At 43.1% G+C, this 15,784-nt stretch carries 15 protein-coding genes and 1 riboswitch; of the genes, 8 read left to right on the forward strand and 7 right to left on the reverse strand.

Translation table 11 applies throughout. The features are described from left to right. The first annotated feature begins 8 nt into the window (after positions 1 to 8). The 4 genes from ATB74_RS07785 (at position 9) to ATB74_RS07800 (ending at position 1,994) form a co-directional block, all read left to right on the forward strand. Entirely contained in the window at positions 9 to 458 is a 450-nt protein-coding gene (locus tag ATB74_RS07785; protein WP_061017800.1) for a GNAT family N-acetyltransferase, read from the forward strand. Then, complete coding sequence (locus ATB74_RS07790; protein WP_061017802.1) at positions 451 to 843, forward strand: hypothetical protein; 393 nt, start codon at positions 451 to 453, stop codon at positions 841 to 843. The genes ATB74_RS07785 and ATB74_RS07790 overlap by 8 nt, the downstream gene beginning before the upstream one ends. Before the next feature lie 88 nt (positions 844 to 931). Further along, positions 932 to 1,483: a class IV adenylate cyclase gene (gene cyaB / locus ATB74_RS07795; RefSeq protein WP_061017803.1), complete on the forward strand. Its 552-nt coding sequence runs from the start codon at positions 932 to 934 to the stop codon at positions 1,481 to 1,483. Between the two features lie 28 nt (positions 1,484 to 1,511). After that, the gene (locus ATB74_RS07800; protein ID WP_061017805.1) at positions 1,512 to 1,994 is read left to right on the forward strand and encodes a tetratricopeptide repeat protein; all 483 of its coding nucleotides are present in this window, start codon (positions 1,512 to 1,514) and stop codon (positions 1,992 to 1,994) included. A gap of 99 nt (positions 1,995 to 2,093) precedes the next feature. On the opposite strand, the gene ATB74_RS07805 is transcribed toward ATB74_RS07800, so the two are convergent. Together ATB74_RS07805 and ATB74_RS07810 are read right to left on the reverse strand one after the other, a co-directional pair. Continuing rightward, positions 2,094 to 3,122, reverse strand: coding sequence for a methionine synthase (locus ATB74_RS07805; RefSeq protein WP_061017806.1), 1,029 nt, complete (start codon positions 3,120 to 3,122; stop codon positions 2,094 to 2,096). A gap of 45 nt (positions 3,123 to 3,167) precedes the next feature. Beyond that, the gene (locus tag ATB74_RS07810; RefSeq protein WP_050650628.1) at positions 3,168 to 4,145 is read right to left on the reverse strand and encodes a DUF1852 domain-containing protein; all 978 of its coding nucleotides are present in this window, start codon (positions 4,143 to 4,145) and stop codon (positions 3,168 to 3,170) included. A gap of 343 nt (positions 4,146 to 4,488) precedes the next feature. Between ATB74_RS07810 and ATB74_RS07815 the strand changes: the two genes are divergently transcribed. Continuing rightward, positions 4,489 to 5,298 carry a sulfite exporter TauE/SafE family protein gene (locus tag ATB74_RS07815; RefSeq protein ID WP_061018244.1) on the forward strand — a complete coding sequence of 270 codons (810 nt, stop codon included), beginning with the start codon at positions 4,489 to 4,491 and terminating at the stop codon, positions 5,296 to 5,298. Between the two features lie 227 nt (positions 5,299 to 5,525). Next, positions 5,526 to 6,530, forward strand: a complete 1,005-nt coding sequence (locus ATB74_RS07820; protein WP_061017808.1) for a metal-dependent hydrolase — start codon at positions 5,526 to 5,528, stop codon at positions 6,528 to 6,530. A gap of 102 nt (positions 6,531 to 6,632) precedes the next feature. Here the strand turns inward: ATB74_RS07820 and ATB74_RS07825 are convergent, their stop codons facing one another. Next, positions 6,633 to 8,105, reverse strand: a complete 1,473-nt coding sequence (locus ATB74_RS07825; RefSeq protein ID WP_061017810.1) for a carboxypeptidase M32 — start codon at positions 8,103 to 8,105, stop codon at positions 6,633 to 6,635. Between the two features lie 298 nt (positions 8,106 to 8,403). Between ATB74_RS07825 and ATB74_RS07830 the strand changes: the two genes are divergently transcribed. Continuing rightward, positions 8,404 to 9,039: a LysE family translocator gene (locus tag ATB74_RS07830; protein WP_060982151.1), complete on the forward strand. Its 636-nt coding sequence runs from the start codon at positions 8,404 to 8,406 to the stop codon at positions 9,037 to 9,039. Positions 9,040 to 9,144: 105 nt separating this feature from the next. On the opposite strand, the gene ATB74_RS07835 is transcribed toward ATB74_RS07830, so the two are convergent. The 4 genes from ATB74_RS07835 to ATB74_RS07850 all read right to left on the reverse strand — a co-directional run bounded on the left by ATB74_RS07835 (position 9,145) and on the right by ATB74_RS07850 (position 14,191). Continuing rightward, positions 9,145 to 10,623 (reverse strand): aerolysin family beta-barrel pore-forming toxin, encoded by a 1,479-nt coding sequence (locus ATB74_RS07835; RefSeq protein WP_061017812.1) that lies wholly within the window; start codon positions 10,621 to 10,623, stop codon positions 9,145 to 9,147. 549 nt (positions 10,624 to 11,172) lie between these two features. After that, complete coding sequence (locus ATB74_RS07840) at positions 11,173 to 11,634, reverse strand: hypothetical protein (protein WP_061017814.1); 462 nt, start codon at positions 11,632 to 11,634, stop codon at positions 11,173 to 11,175. Beyond that, the gene (locus ATB74_RS07845; protein WP_061017817.1) at positions 11,631 to 12,437 is read right to left on the reverse strand and encodes a winged helix-turn-helix domain-containing protein; all 807 of its coding nucleotides are present in this window, start codon (positions 12,435 to 12,437) and stop codon (positions 11,631 to 11,633) included. Before ATB74_RS07845 ends, ATB74_RS07840 begins: the two co-directional genes overlap by 4 nt. A gap of 383 nt (positions 12,438 to 12,820) precedes the next feature. Next, positions 12,821 to 14,191: an alanine/glycine:cation symporter family protein gene (locus ATB74_RS07850; RefSeq protein WP_061017819.1), complete on the reverse strand. Its 1,371-nt coding sequence runs from the start codon at positions 14,189 to 14,191 to the stop codon at positions 12,821 to 12,823. Positions 14,192 to 14,319: 128 nt separating this feature from the next. Continuing rightward, positions 14,320 to 14,439, reverse strand: a riboswitch (glycine riboswitch). Between the two features lie 609 nt (positions 14,440 to 15,048). Here ATB74_RS07850 and ATB74_RS07855 point away from each other — a divergent pair. Then, positions 15,049 to 15,783, forward strand: a complete 735-nt coding sequence (locus ATB74_RS07855; RefSeq protein ID WP_061017821.1) for a hypothetical protein — start codon at positions 15,049 to 15,051, stop codon at positions 15,781 to 15,783. Position 15,784 lies beyond the last annotated feature (1 nt).

Raw genomic sequence — 15,784 nt, forward strand, 5'->3', positions numbered from 1 at the left:
GACACAATATGGAAGTAAGGCTGGTCAAAGGTTCAGACCCTAAGTTCGCTGAATCGATCACCAAAACGAATATGGCGAGTTACTACGATGCGCGTGGAATCGCTTGGGGTCATAGTCAGTTTTTACGTAGTTGGGATGAACTGGATAACTATGAAGTTTATATAGGGGATAGCCGTATTGGTGTTATCCGCTTCAGTTATACCAGTGATACAACGTTTCTGAGGGACTTGCAGATATTAGCTGACTATCAAGGTCGAGGTTTTGGCTCTAAGTGTCTCGATTTAGCTATTGAACATGCGAACAATCAAGCATCCACTCAGTTAGTGTTGCGCGTGTTCAGTGAGAATCCCGCCATTAAGCTTTATCAATCAAAAGGTTTTACTCAGTTGTCTGAAGTGAAAGGGCTTGTTGAAATGGAGCTGCTTTTAGGATCATCATTGAGAGGGTGTCATGGATAACCGTATCCAATTAAATTTTATTAAATATACACTGCTTGAGTTCGCACTCGCTGCGTTCTTATTAGTGTCTATTTATTGGTTATTTGATGGTAACCCTCAATCACTGTCTACTATCGGGTTGATGTTCAGTTCTGTAGCGGTATTAAAAGTCGTAATGTTGTGGTGGAAGTTTCGTAATCGCTCTTTAGAAATTTCGAACAATCATGTTTGTTTCGATGGTTACGCTTGCGATATTAAGCTTCAGGGAAGTATTCTTCCTTTTGGTATCGGGTCTGTTATTAAGCTTTCCTACACGAAAGGTGCGATGCAAAAACGCAATATCTACCTTCCGAAAGGGGCTATGAATCAAGAAGAATGGCAGCGTGTGTTAGCGTGTCGAATATAGTTCCACGGCTTTGGTTTGTGTTGTGCGCTAGTTTGTATTTTAGGTTCTGTTGGTGTGCTAGTATCCCGTTTTTGCACCGAGCTAGTATATGACTAACGACCATTTCCAAGGTAAATACGAAGTAGAGCTTAAGTATCGCCTCGATTCTAAATCAGAATTCTTGAAAACTTTGAACCCAATTCCTCATGAAGTAATGCTGCAAGACAATCAGGAATGTGATTGGTATTTCGATAGCCCAGACAGAAGCTTACAGGCTCAAAACAAAAGCTTGTGCATTCGCACTATGGAACCATCGGGTATTAAGTTATGGATTGTAAAAGGCCCAGAGTCCGACCGATGCGAAGCGACAAACATCACCGATGCGTCGAATGCTAAGAGTATGCTTGAAAATTTGGGTTACGAAGTGATTCTAAAAGCGCAGAAGACGCGTAGTATCTACTTCGTGGGTGAATTTCATATTACTGTCGACTCACTAACGGGTATCGGTGATTTTGCAGAGTTCGCTATCATGACGGATGATGAGTCTAAGTTATCGGTTTATAAAGATGAATTGGAGTTATTAGCCAGTCGGTTTGGGCTGACCCAATCAGCACTGCAAACCCAATCTTACAAACAGATGTTCGAAGAAATGAACGCATAGTACAGCGCTCAAGCGTCAGGGAGAGACTATGGACACCATTATCAAACAAGCCATCGAGTTGCGAAAAGAAGAAAAGTATCAAGAGTCGCGTGACTTGTTGGCAACGTTACTCACTGATGAAAACTATGCAGCGAAAGCTCATTTACAGATTGCGTGGTCTTACGACAACCAAGGCAAAGAGCAACAGGCGATTGAGCACTATGTGTTGTCTCTATCTGGTGTGCTTTCTTCAATAGAGCGTTTTGATGCGCTTTTCGGTTTGGCGAGTACTTATCGAAGCCTAGGCCTTTATGCAGAAGCTTTAAGCTATTTCGAGCAGACTATGGCTGAGTATCCTGACTCGATAGAAGTGAAGCCTTTCTACGCGATGTGTTTGTACAATTTAGGTCGCCATAAAGAGGCGACATCGCTGTTACTTGAGCTTTTAGTTTCCACGACGAATAGCGAAGCAATCAAAGAGTACCAACGAGCGATCTCTTTATATGCTCAAGACCTAGATAAAACCTGGTAAACAGCCGCGTATAAAGCTCCTTAACTCACATAACAAAAAGCCTAAGCATCAATGTGATACTTAGGCTTCAGGTCATAGTTTTTGTTCGTAGGAGAAGCGTTACGCTGAAAGCTCTTTACGAACGATCTCTGCACCAGCACTTAGCGCATTCAGCTTAGCTGAAGCAATGTCGCGAGGTAGGGGAGCCATACCGCAGTTGGTGCAAGGGTAGAGCTTGTCTGCATCAACATACTTAAGTGTTTCTCTTAGCGTGCTAGCCACTTCTTCCGGTGTTTCAATCGAGTCGGTTGCCACATCAATCGCACCAACCATCACTTTCTTGCCTCTTACGAGTTCAAGCAGCTCAAGAGGTACATGAGAGTTGTGACACTCTAATGAGATGATATCGATATTTGATTGCTGCAGCTTAGGGAATACTTCTTCATATTGGCGCCACTCGGTGCCTAATGTCTTTTTCCAATCTGTGTTTGCTTTAATGCCGTAGCCGTAGCAAATGTGTACTGCGGTTTCGCATTTAAGGCCTTCAATGGCTCTTTCCAAACAAGCGATACCCCAATCGTTCACTTCATCAAAGAACACGTTAAATGCGGGCTCATCGAACTGAATAATATCAACGCCTGCAGCTTCAAGTTCTTTGGCTTCTTCGTTGAGGATCTTTGCAAATTCCCACGCCAGTTTTTCACGGCTTTGGTAATGCGCATCGTAAAGTGTATCAATCATGGTCATAGGCCCCGGCAAAGCCCATTTGATCGGTTGGTCGGTTTGCTGACGTAAGAATTTCGCATCTTCAACAAACACCGATTTCTGACGAGAAACTGGGCCAACAACTGTCGGTACACTCGCATCGTAGCGGTCACGGATTTTAACGGTTTCACGCTTCTCGAAATCGACACCATTCAGGTGTTCAATGAAGGTCGTCACAAAGTGCTGGCGGGTTTGTTCGCCATCACTCACGATATCGATGCCGGCTTGTTGTTGTTCATGCAGAGAGACACGTAACGCATCTTGTTTGCCGTCTATGAGTTCATCGCCTTGAAGTTTCCATGGCGACCAAAGCGTCTCTGGTTGCGCAAGCCAAGACGGTTTCGGCAAGCTGCCCGCTGTTGAAGTCGGTAATAGTGTTGTCATAATAATACTGCCTATCCTTGGGTGGTTTGAGAGCGCAATAGACGATTAAAGTGCGTAATTTGCCGACCAGTTCTCTAGAACTGATTGGTATGGCTTAATGAACTTCTCTTCTGCGAATTTACCTTGTTCAACCGCTAGCTGGCTTCGTTCTTCTCGGTCATACACGATTTGAGTTAGTGAGTGATCTAAGTTTTTCAAGTTTGGTTGGTAACAGTTGCCTGCAACCGCGTTCGCGTTGTAAATCTCAGGACGGTAGATTTTCTGGAACGTGCCCATGGTACTGATGGTGCTGATAAGCTCTAGGTTCGAGTAATCGTTCAATAGATCACCAAAGAAATAGAAAGCCAAAGGTGCAACACTGTTTGGCGGCATGAAATAACGAACCTGTAAGCCCATCTTCTTGAAATATTGTTCAGTTAAAGAAGACTCATTCGGTTGGTATTCAAAACCTAATACTGGATGTTGGTTTTCAGTGCGGTAATAGGTTTTATTATCTGACACGCTTAAGCAAATAACAGGTGGTTTATTAAAGTTCTTTTTGTAAGCGTCAGAGTTAACGAAATATTTAAAAAGCTTGCCGTGTAAATCACCAAAATCTTCTGGAATGCTGAACTTATCTTGGTCTTTATTATGATCCAATAGACGTACGCTAAAGTCATAATCTCGAACATAAGAAGAGAAGTTATTTCCGATAATGCCTTCAATACGCTCGTTAGTTTTACGGTCTAGAATATTGGTTTTCAGCACTTCAATTGAAGGGAATGCTTCGCCGTTGCTTTCAATGTCCATATCAACAGAAATGATTTCAAGTTCAACAGAGTAGCGGTCGCCCTTAGGGTTATCCCAGTGTGCTAAAGCGTTGAAACTGTTATCGATCATCTGTAGTGCGTTACGTAAATTCGCTTGACGGCTATCGCCACGAGCCAGGTTAGCAAAGTTGGTTGTGATACGCGTGCTGTCTGCAGGCTGGTAGTTTTCGTCGAGGCTAATGCTCTTAATCGTAAAATTAAATTCTTTATTCATGCTGATTTGGTATCCCAATTTGTTTTCTGATTCTCTCGGTCTTTAGTATTAAAACGGCTTTTATTTTTTGCTTGTGACCGGATTAAGAATCGAAGGCTATGCTGTCTGAAATTAATGCTTAGTAGAATTAATGTCGTATAAAGTTAATCGCTTAAGGTTTTTATACGTGGATAGGTTGACCATTAACAATGGTATTACTTCACATTCAACATGAGGAATATTCATGATCTATTCTGTTTGAATATTTAAGTCGGTGTCAGTTATATTAATTAGCTTGATGGAAATATAACCATATTAATAGTGTGTTATTTAAGACGATTAATTTAATTAAGAGATGGATGAAATGAGTGATTTGCTGTTGTTGATTTTCTACTGTGCGTTACTGGGCAGTGGTGTTGGGTTTCTAGCCGGTTTGTTAGGTATTGGCGGAGGGCTGATCATTGTTCCCGTGTTAAGCAGCATTTTACTTTATTTAGAAGTTTTACCATCCGACCAAGTTGTTGTCGCTGCGATTGCGACCTCACTGGCCTCGATTCTATTTACTTCAACGTCTTCTGCGCTCGCTCACCACAAGAATGGCAACGTGCCTTGGGACTTGGCACCTTGGATCATGCTCGGTGTTGCCCTAGGTGCTTTGGTTAGTGGCTTTATGGCGGCTTTGCTGCCCGAGAAAGTTGTTCGTATTGTGTTTGCCGTGAGCGTGGTTCTTATTGCGATCAAGATGTTTTTAAGCAGCAAAAACGACACACCTAAGGAACGAAAACTGCCGAACAAAGGCGTGCTCACTGTTCTGACAACCATTACGGGTGGCTTGTCTGCCATGATAGGGATTGGTGGCGGTGCATTGCTGGTTCCGCTATTAACGTTCTTCTCTGTCGATATGAAAAAGGCCATTGGCTGCGCGTCGGCTTGTGGCATTGTCATCGCGCTATTTGGCTCGATAGGTTACATCAGTTCAGGCAGCAGCCACTTTGCTCTATCAGACGGTTTTGCTGGGTTTGTTTATCTGCCTGCGCTGCTGGGTATTGTGTGCACGTCTTGGTTCACGGCTCCGTTGGGCGCAAAAGCAACCAACCATTTACCGGTTCCGACGATTAAGAAAATCTTCTCAGTACTTCTGGTGGTTATTGCAGCAAGCATGGTTGCTCGTTAACTAAAGATCGTTCAAGTGTGAATATATAGAACAAAAACGAATAAATTGATCAACCACCGATAATTAGAAAAGGGCAGTTTCATAACTGCTCTTTTTTTGTTTATCGGTCTATGCTTATACATCTATGTACATGAGTATATTGATAAAACCGTTTAGTTATGAACAATCCACTGCTATAGCTAAATGTATCTTGTTTGATTCAACGGAATGCTATCAATGAGTGATTTATGGATCCTTTAACGCAGGGCGTGTTAGGCGCTTCTTTGTCACAATCGGCGAGTAAAAAACAACATTTGGTGGTCGCTGGGGTTCTAGGTTTGCTCTCTGGAATGGCGCCAGATTTAGATGCATTTATTCGGTCCGAGAGTGATCCTTTACTGGCATTGGAGTTCCATCGACAGTTTACCCATTCACTCCTGCTTATCCCTATTGGCAGCTTGATTTGTGCTCTGTTTTTGTATCACCTCTTTTCCAAAAGGTGCGGTTTCTCTTTTAAACAAAGCTGGCTCTACTGTGCATTGGGCTATGGCACACATGCTTTATTAGATTCTTGTACAACATATGGCACTCAACTGTTCTGGCCGCTCACCAACGAACGTTATGCTTGGAATACCATTTCGATCATCGACCCAGTCTATACACTTCCTATCTTGATATTGTTGGTGTTGGCAACATGTAAGCGAGCTCCTTGGTTGGCACGTATTGCGTTTCTGTGGGCTTTGATTTACCCAACGTTAGGAATGATACAAAGAGATCGGGCAGAAGCGAGTGGGTGGCAATTAGCGCAAGAGCGCCAACATACGCCTATTCGGTTAGAGGCCAAGCCGAGTTTCGCAAATATCTTGGTATGGAAAGTGGTGTACGAAACAGAATCTCGATACTACGTAGATGCTGTGCGGGTTGGCACATCGGTAAATACATATCCTGGAGAGTCGATCGCTAAGCTGAACGTTAGCAGGGATTTGCCTTGGTTAGACCCTGATTCTCAACAAGCCAAAGACATTGAACGCTTCCGTTGGTTCTCGAATGGTTATATTGCTCAGGATCCAACAGACGCTCTGCGCATTATAGATGTCCGATATTCAATTGTACCGAATCAAATGAAAGCACTATGGAGCATCAAACTATCAAAAGCTGTTGATGCAAATACGCATGTAAAATACGAAACGCACAGAGACAACACTTCAGAGTCGAGACAGATCCTCTTCGCTATGCTTACTGGCAATAAATGACCGGGTTCTGAAAGGTAAAAAGGCTGAGTCAGATAATCTACTCAGCCTTTTTTATTCGTCTATTGTCTAGTTTTCATTGTTCGAAAACTCTTTAATAAGATACTAAAGGTAACGGCTTCTTAGGTGGTCTTTGAAGTATTGTGCATTCAAGGTTTCACCGGTTGCGCCTTTCACCAAATCATCGGTGGTAAGCAGGCTGCCTTTGCTCCAAATATTCGATTCTAACCAAGTGAAGATAGGCGATAGATCACCGCTTTCAATCACTGAGTTCACATCGACCGTTTTCTTCATTGAAGCCATGAACTGAGCCGCGTACATCGCACCTAGTGTGTAAGATGGGAAGTAACCGAATGCGCCGTCTGTCCAGTGTATATCTTGCATACAGCCGTTTGTGAAATTATCTTGAGTGCTTAAACCAAGGTAAGACTGCATCTTGGTATTCCATAACTCTGGAACGTCGGTATGTTTGATCTTACCGTTGATCAAGTCACGCTCAATCTCGTAACGCAGGATAACGTGTGCAGGGTAGGTGAGTTCATCAGCATCGACACGGATGAAGTCTTTTTTCACGCGAGTGTAGATCTTCTGGAAGTTCTCTTTTTCAAACTCTGAGCCTGAGAATTGCTGACCAGCTAAGTTCGCTAAGTGTCCAATGAACGGGTCACTGCGGCCTACTTGCATCTCGAAGAACAAAGATTGAGATTCATGGATGCCCATAGAACGAGCTTCGCCTGCCGGCTGGCCTGCTAGATGTTTTGGTAGGCCTTGTTCGTAACGCGCGTGCCCTGTTTCATGTACAATACCCATTAAGCTTTGAACGAATTCAGCTTCATCGTAACGAGTCGTGATACGTACGTCTGAAGGGACGCCGCCGCAGAATGGGTGAACACTTTCATCCAATCGGCCGTGTTCGAAGTCGAACTGAAGCAGCTTCATGACTTCTAAACCAAGTGCTTTCTGCTTCTCGGTCGAGTAGATGCCAGATGGCGCATTAAATTGCTCGCTCGATTGCTTTTCGATCACTTCGTCAATCAGGCTTGGCAGCCAAGTTTTAACGTCTGCAAACAGGGTATCAAGTGAAGCAGAGCTGGTGCCCGGTTCATAGATATCCAGCATGGCATCATAAGGCGTTAGGTTTGCTGCATCGGCGCGGATCTGCGCTTCTTCACGAGACAGCTCAACCACTTCACGCCAGTTCTTTTCGAAACCAACCCAGTCGTTGTTACCACGTTGGCTACGCCATGCATGTTCACACTTTGAGCCTGCTAGAGATTTAGCTTCAACCAGCTTTTCTGGGAGTAGGTTGGCTTGTTGCCATTGGCGTTTGATTTCACGAAGTGACGATTGTTGTTCGCTATTTAGTGCTTCGTTCTCAGCGTCTGAAATCCAATCACCAAGCTGTGGTTGAGTCATTAAGCCGTGAATATGAACAGAGAGTTCGGCCATGGCTTCGCTACGTGCTTGGTTACCACCTGCAGGCATCATTGAAGCTTGGTCCCAACCACAAATAGAGGCTAGGTGTTGAAAGCGTGAACATTTTTGAGAGTGTTCGACTAGTTTTTTGAATGCGCTCATTTGACTACTCTTAATTTGGTTTCTGTAAATGATCCTTAGGGCTGCGTCAGCGTTAAGGTTCATCTCTCATGTACTTTGATTATGGCTCTACTCTTAAAAGACGCTGACCTTCGTAGTCGAAGATATAGCGAGAAAAGCATGAGGCGGTATGATGCCTTGAATTTACTATTTCTTAACAAATTAAACTGTTCTATTGTGCACAAAATCAGTGAGTTGTATAGCTGGTGGTAATTGTTGCTTGCGAATTGTTCAGATACACGGTATTGATGATAGATCGCTGAACAAGAATGACAATGATATGGATATTTTGAACTTTGAGGCATTTGTAATTGCCATCACTATTTTAACGCTAACGCCGGGCTTAGATACGGCTTTGGTGATTCGTAATACCAGCCGCTCTGGCTTAGCTGACGGTTGTATGACGAGCTTTGGTATTTGTAGCGGCTTGTATGTGCACGCGTTTTTCTCTGCTGTGGGTATTTCTGCAATTCTCGCCCAGTCTGCTGAACTCTTCCAAGCCGTTAAGATGGTGGGTGCGGTTTACCTAATCTGGCTTGGCTTAAGTAGTTTGCGAGCTTTGATGAAAAACGGTGGTGGTTTGAAGGTCGGTGAACAAGCTCAGCAGGCTTACAGTGCTAAGCGTTCTTTGCGTGAAGGCTTTCTGTCTAATGTTCTTAACCCAAAAACGGCGGTTTTCTATTTGGCTTTTCTGCCTCAATTTGTAAACCCTGAAGGCTCGCCTTTATTGCAATCTATGTTGATGGCTTCAGTCCACTTTGTGATTGCGATGGTGTGGCAATGTGGTTTAGCTGGTGCTCTTAATTCCGCTAAAAATTTGCTCAAGAACGCGAGTTTTATGAAGTGGATGGAAGGCGTGACGGGTATGGTGCTGGTTGGGCTAGGTGTTAAGCTTTTGATGGAAGAGCCTGTGTAGTTCACCGTTTCCAGTTGAACATGAATATATGAAAGCCCACGACGTATCGTGGGCTTTGTGCTTTATTACTTGTAGATCTTGTACCGATCTTATTCAACAGCGCAGTTATTCAACGACGCTAATGTTCATCTCTGCACCTTCGAAACCTAAGTCACTCAACTCATCAGCATTGAAGTTGGTGGTAACTTCGATGTCGCCAATGCGCTCAGTAGATTCGTTGACGGAATCAGTACTTCTTTTGCTGCGTAGATTGTTGGCAATCGGTGTTGCTTGGCCAATTTCAATGGTGCCTGCAAATTGAGAGTCTGCGTAGAAATCACCCGATACGTAAGAGTGGAAGGGACGTAAGCTTCCACCTGTTGCGTATTGCATGCTAGATAAGCCCGCTTCTTTAATTGCCCAGCCCCAGTCCCACCATTTGGTTTCACCTGGAATGTATCGGTGATCCCATTGGTAGCGAATGTCTGCCGATTTATCACTGCCGCGACCCATAGTGAAGGTGTGGGCTTTGTAAGGGCGGTTGTCCGGATGTGTGTGCCATGCGTTGCCACCCCAACGAAGGAAGCCGTTAAACTCCACATCGTAACTAATATCAGCGTTGAATCGGTACGGGTAGGAGATACTTGAACGATACAACTCGACTCGAATCGGCAGCTCTGAGTTTGCTGGAACCATTGGGCGCGCTTGAAGTGTCACTTGCTCGCTAGTGGAGCCACCATTAGATTTAGAGAAGCTTTGGTTTGCTTCGAATTTAATGGTGAGCTTGGTTTCGCCAACAAGAGGCCACTTAAACGTATTCTCTGTTTGAACGCTTTGTGAGAATCCATAGCTGTTTGTTTTCGACCAGTTTGTTGATTCATCCACTTTCAGGTCGACAACCACTTGCTGAGCGATATTACTGTTGTTTCTTGCCGTCGCGTAAACCGTTTTCACTAGTTCACGGTCTGATTCGACAACATCGCCATGCCAAAAGTTGTCGTCGTTAACGGTGTATGCAAAGTTGTCGACGGTGATTTTAGTTTTTTCCCCACAGCGGTAACCGCTACAAGAACCACTATTGTTCCCTTGTATCACCCAGCTGTCACCAGAGCGGTTGATCGTCATGTCTTCACCCACGTACTGGCTATTATTGCCGCCAACCCATGCGTAACCTAGGTTATGAGCTAGATAGCTTAGTGGGCGAACAAAATCATTACGGTTATTGACCAACTCATATTGAACATCTAACTCGCTACCTTCTGGAACTGATTTAGCAGAGTAGTTTGGAATCTCAGACTGGTCATTGTTCGGATAACAGAACGTTTTGCCGTTGGTTGTATCTTGTTTAATAAGGCCATTGTATCCCGGCCCCATGATCACCCAGTTTCCTTTTAAGCCTGTGATCTGCCAAGTGCCCATTCTAGCCAGTAAAGCACTCTTTTGCTCTTCGGCTTCGAAACGGTCTAACGGGCGATAGCCAGAGCGACATACATCGTCACCAAGTTGGTCATGGACTATTTGGTCTGGGTAAATTTTTGCGTTTACGCCAGTAGATAGAACGGACAACACTGCGGTTGCTAAGAGACTTCTGTTTATTCGGATCATTAACAATTCCCTCATTTGTAATTTTTCTATTTTGATAATGTTTTTTGTGCCATGCAGTTAACAAGACAAGTTCACTTTTTCATGTTGATAAATAGATAGATACTGAAAAGGGTTGAATTAATTTACCTTTTAAATTCAAAGGTTTGTATTGTTTGATTTGTTTTTTGGTGAAAGGGGGCTGTAACTAAAAAGAAAATGTTTGATGAGGCTCAAAGCGTTTTTAGAAAAATGAGGAGCTATGATTGATACATTAACGTCAAATAGCTTTTGACGTAGTCTATCGCGAGAGAAATGAATGGTTAAGTACGAGAGGAGACATATTATTCACATCGTTTTTATTTGATTTAAATATCAACAGTGAAGCGGTAAATGAGACTGGATGATTAAATTTAATCCGTTGTTTTGAACATTCGATTAATTGAATGTTTAAAAAGCGAGAAATTTATATTGGTGCAGCAATATAAATACCCATTCATTTTTTATGTGTAATATTCAGAACGGTGTTAATTAAAACTAAATGAATTTAGCTGGAGGTCAAATGGCGATAAATTATCGCTTAGCCAAAAGTTGTGTTCTTCCTGTATTACATGTTCGTATGATGGCGAATAAATCATTCGAACTTAAGATATCAATCTTTACCGTTAATGGGTCATTGTTGATAAGTAGGTAGGGCGACAATAAGCTGTCATTCATGGTTTTATTTATTTTTTGCACGGAGACTAAATCGATAGTGCCTGCTATTGAAAAGAATATGGATTGAGAAGGACTAGCTTCTCCTCTAAATCGTAGAACAATCGGCTCGGGCATGTTGTCGTCTTGAACGGACATTAGGTGCAGCACCTTGTTATCACTTATTTTGGTTAGTCCATCAGTTCGCAATACATTTCCATCTAACACAAGGTCCACCACGCTATGTTGGTAGCGATGTTCTTCTTTTGGTTGGGGCGAAGGGATACTCCATATCCCAACCAATAAAACAAATGCAGAAATGAGCGCAACGATTGGCATCATAATTGACCTCTTTCTAAGAATAGGGCCAGTTCGGTACTGGCTTGATCTAGTTGGGTTGGCGTGTAAAAGATGTTGACGGACTGGCGTGTGGCTTTGTTGAGAATAGAGAGCTCAGAATATTCAACTTCTTCGCTAATGTATGCCACGCAATCACATTGATACTGATAGAGAATGCTTTCTAGCTCTGGCGTCATCGTCATTTCAGGGGCTTGGAAAACTTGTATTTGACCTATCCACTGGTCACTGAGCCGGTTAACGGGGTTGATATCGCTGAGGTTTCTCTCATTAACCTTTGCAAAAGCCAATAACGCTGATGCCAGCAGTAAGCAGCCAGTGGTGAAGTAGCACAACTTGTTTCGGCCTTCAGATGTGGGAAAGTAAGTCGATGAATTTTTGTTAGGGTTAGGTTCGACTGCAGCTGATACACTGATAGCAATACCATTATTGCCGACAGGTATTAGGCTGCTCGCTGCGGCAAGGGGAGTTGTGGCTGCATTATTGACGGGCGAGTCGATCACCACGCACTCATCGATAAGGCGATAGCCCACCTTAGGAACAGTGACGATTGGGGTTTCTTTGATGCCTAATCTAACGAACCCTTGGCGCAGTAAACTTATACTTTTCGCTAATGACGTATCCCCTATGAACTCGTTTCCCCAAGCGAAGCTAATAATATCTTGTTTGTTAACAATATCGGGTGAGTTTTTATGTAATAACTCCAGAACTCGAGTTTCACGGTATCCTACTTTAATAGAACGCTCATCGTTATAAATACGGTTTTTAATCGGGTCGAATCTGATCATATAGCCAACGTTTTATTTTTATTATAATTCTCTCTACAATGTAGATGACTATAAACTGACTAATATATGAATTAAAGTCACATGTTTTATTCTTCTGGTTTTTTGTGTCGTTGAAACAAAAAGAAATTTAATATGTTTGTGACAAAACGCCTGACACCAACACACAATCTGTTAAATATAAGTAATGTCTAATTAAGTGTTGGTTTTATTAGTGTCCTTTTTAGTAGCCATCTATTGGATTTATTAAATCGCATAGTAGTCGATTTAATATCTTGTTATTTATAAGGGTATATGTACTGCATAATAATTTAAGACGTTTAGTTATGTGATGAAAATAAAAAAGCCCGCAGTTGAGTACGGGCTTGGTATTCAATCAATTCAAGTTACGCTTTAACTGCTTCACAATCATTTGAAGACGTTAACGGTTTGAAGAATAGCTTGGTTTCTTCGATAACAACGTGGCGCAGCAAGATGAGCCCGATTAGGTTCGGAATTGCCATTAGGCCATTCACGATATCGGCCATTATCCAGATCATGTCGAGCTTTAAGAATGCACCAGAAGCAACCAAGGCGATGAAGATGATCTTGTAAGGCAATACTGCTTTGGTACCTAGCAAGAACACAACACAGCGCTCACCGTAGTAGTTCCAACCTAAAATTGTTGTAAACGCAAAGAAGATTAGGCCTACAGAAACCAACATAGGGCCAAGGGTATCTGCGTTTAGGCCAATAGCAAATGCATGAGTGGTCATCGCAGCACCAGAAAGGTCAGTCTGCCAAGCGCCTGTTAAGATAAGCGCCAAACCTGTCATCGTACAGATGATGATGGTATCGAAGAAGGTACCTGTCATAGAGACAAGACCTTGTTTCACACATGAGTCTGTTTTAGCTGCTGCTGCAGCCATTGGTGCACTACCTAGACCAGATTCGTTCGAGAACACACCTCGAGCAATACCAGATTGGATAGCAAGCATGATGCTCGCACCAAAGAAACCACCTGTTGCCGCTGTATTGGTAAACGCAGAGGTAACAACAAGGGTAATGGCATTCAGCAGTTGGTCTGCATTTGAAATCAGAACGCTTAAACACGCGACGATGTACATAACCGCCATAGTCGGAACGACTTTCCCTGCCACCTTAGCGATAGATTGAATACCACCAAGGGTTACAACCGCCACTAATATCGTAAGAACGACAGCAGACATCTCACGAGAAGCACCAAATGAGATTTGAGTTGCGTCTAAGATAGCGTTTACTTGTGGGAAGGTACCGATACCGAAGCAAGCAACACCGAGCGCGAAGACAGCGAACATTACCGCCAAGATTCGTGAGCCGACACCGTATTGCAGGTAGTACATTGGGCCGCCAACCATTTCGCCATTGCTATCGGTTCTGCGGTATTTAACGGCGAGTAGACATTCTGCGTATTTGGTCGCCATACCAAATACAGCGGCAAGCCACATCCAGAATAGGGCACCAGGGCCACCAATCTTGATTGCGGTCGCTACACCCACGATGTTACCTGTACCAATGGTTGCTGAAAGTGCAGTACACAAAGCCGCGAAACTCGATATGTCACCTGTACCGGATTTGTCTTTGCTGAACACCATTTTCAGTGCGGTTGGGAGGTGTCTAAACTGGAGTAAGCCTAAGCGAAAAGTAAAGTAGATACCTGTACCCACTAGCAAAATAAGCAGTGGTGGTCCCCAAACGAATTGGTTGATGGTTTGTAGTGTAGCTTGTAGGTGGTTCATAGATTCCCCTTAATAAATTAAAAATTTAAGGAGAAGAGGGAAGGCAGTGCAGATCACAGGGATCGGGAGCACTACTTAATACATACGGATTTCTAGATAGAATTCTTTTGTTAATTAAGGCTGTTGCTTTCCACTCCTCTGTCCTTTTGCCTGAGAGTTTCACTTAGCGAATCACTTATAGATAAGTAACGGGCACTAAGCTTGCTCCTTCGGCGACCGATCTAACGGTTCTCTCCAGAGGTTCCTCCAACGACAGTCCTCACTTTTCTGGATTTCTCCAGCATAAAGCACCTGAAAGATTTACTTCTTCGGCGGGTCAATCTAACTAAATGTTAATATTTAGTTAAAAACCACTCTCCTGCAGTCTTCATCGGAACAATTACCTAAATAATTAGGTAATCTGTAGGCGTATCCTAGATCATATAAAATGTGATGTCAGCTACAAAATATCTGTTTGCACAAATGTTGTTCAACTAAATGATCAAACAACGAGTCTCTGACGTAACTTGCTTATTTAAATGGTATAAAATAGAGAAACAAGGAGGAGTTATGACTCGACTAATAGCGATTGTTTTTTTATTGGCTTTGGCATTTGTACTATTTCGTTACCGGACAAACGAAAAACTGCAAAAAGGGGTAGTGATAGTTATCGTTAGCAGCTTCCTTTTGTATACTGCCAGCTTGATGATTTCGGAGTTAACTCGTTAAACCTCTCTGTAAACAGTTGGGATGAATGTGTTAGCAAAGCTTAAGTGCTTCTGGCTTGAGCGATAGGTTTAACTGAGCCTACACTATCAGTATTGGCATTAGTGCCAGTGACCGCGTAACGTTAAACAAATTTTTGGGAGTACCCGCTAGTGAACCAGCAATCTGGACAAAGCGAACAAGATGAAGTGGTTGTTATTGAAGAACGCGATAAGCGCAGTCAGCTCTATATAGGCATTGCTGCGGTTATAGGTTTAGCACTGGGTGGCTTAATCGGTTCTACAGTCACGGCTTCGAAGTGGGAGTCCACTTATCAGGTACTCGAAACTCGTTATCAAGAACTGCGTGATAGCAAAACACAATTGATGACATCCGTTGAAGCGAAAGTGGCTAAAGTCGATACCGAAATCGATGCGAAAGTAGAAGCCGCTCTAGTACAACAAACAGAAGAACATCAAAAAGAACTCCAAGAATTAGCGAAACAGTCTTCGGTTTTAGAGAAGGCGAACTACTCGTTAGAGCAACAGCTAAACGAACAGAAGCAGACGTTAGAGCAAACTCAGCAAGACAATCAAAAGCTTAATCGTCAGGCTGACATGCAATCGACTTTATTTGAGCGTTCGCGTGAAGTTTTCCGAAAAGAATTACAGATTTCTCAAGAACTTGAAAAGCTAGAGAAAGAAAGAGATCAACTCGAGCAGAACCTTGGTTCTCTTAAGAAAGCGTGTGATGTGTTCTTAGATGGCACTTCATGGGATGCGAAATCTGACGCGTGTGAGAAGCAAGACAACGCAAATTCTCGCCTAAGTGACATTAGACAAATGATTGAAGTCCACACCATGGACCTCAAGCAGATCAAAGCGCTTACTGAAGAGATGGGTCTATAAG

Source organism: Vibrio splendidus, assembly GCF_001557875.1.
Classification (GTDB): domain Bacteria; phylum Pseudomonadota; class Gammaproteobacteria; order Enterobacterales; family Vibrionaceae; genus Vibrio; species Vibrio splendidus_F.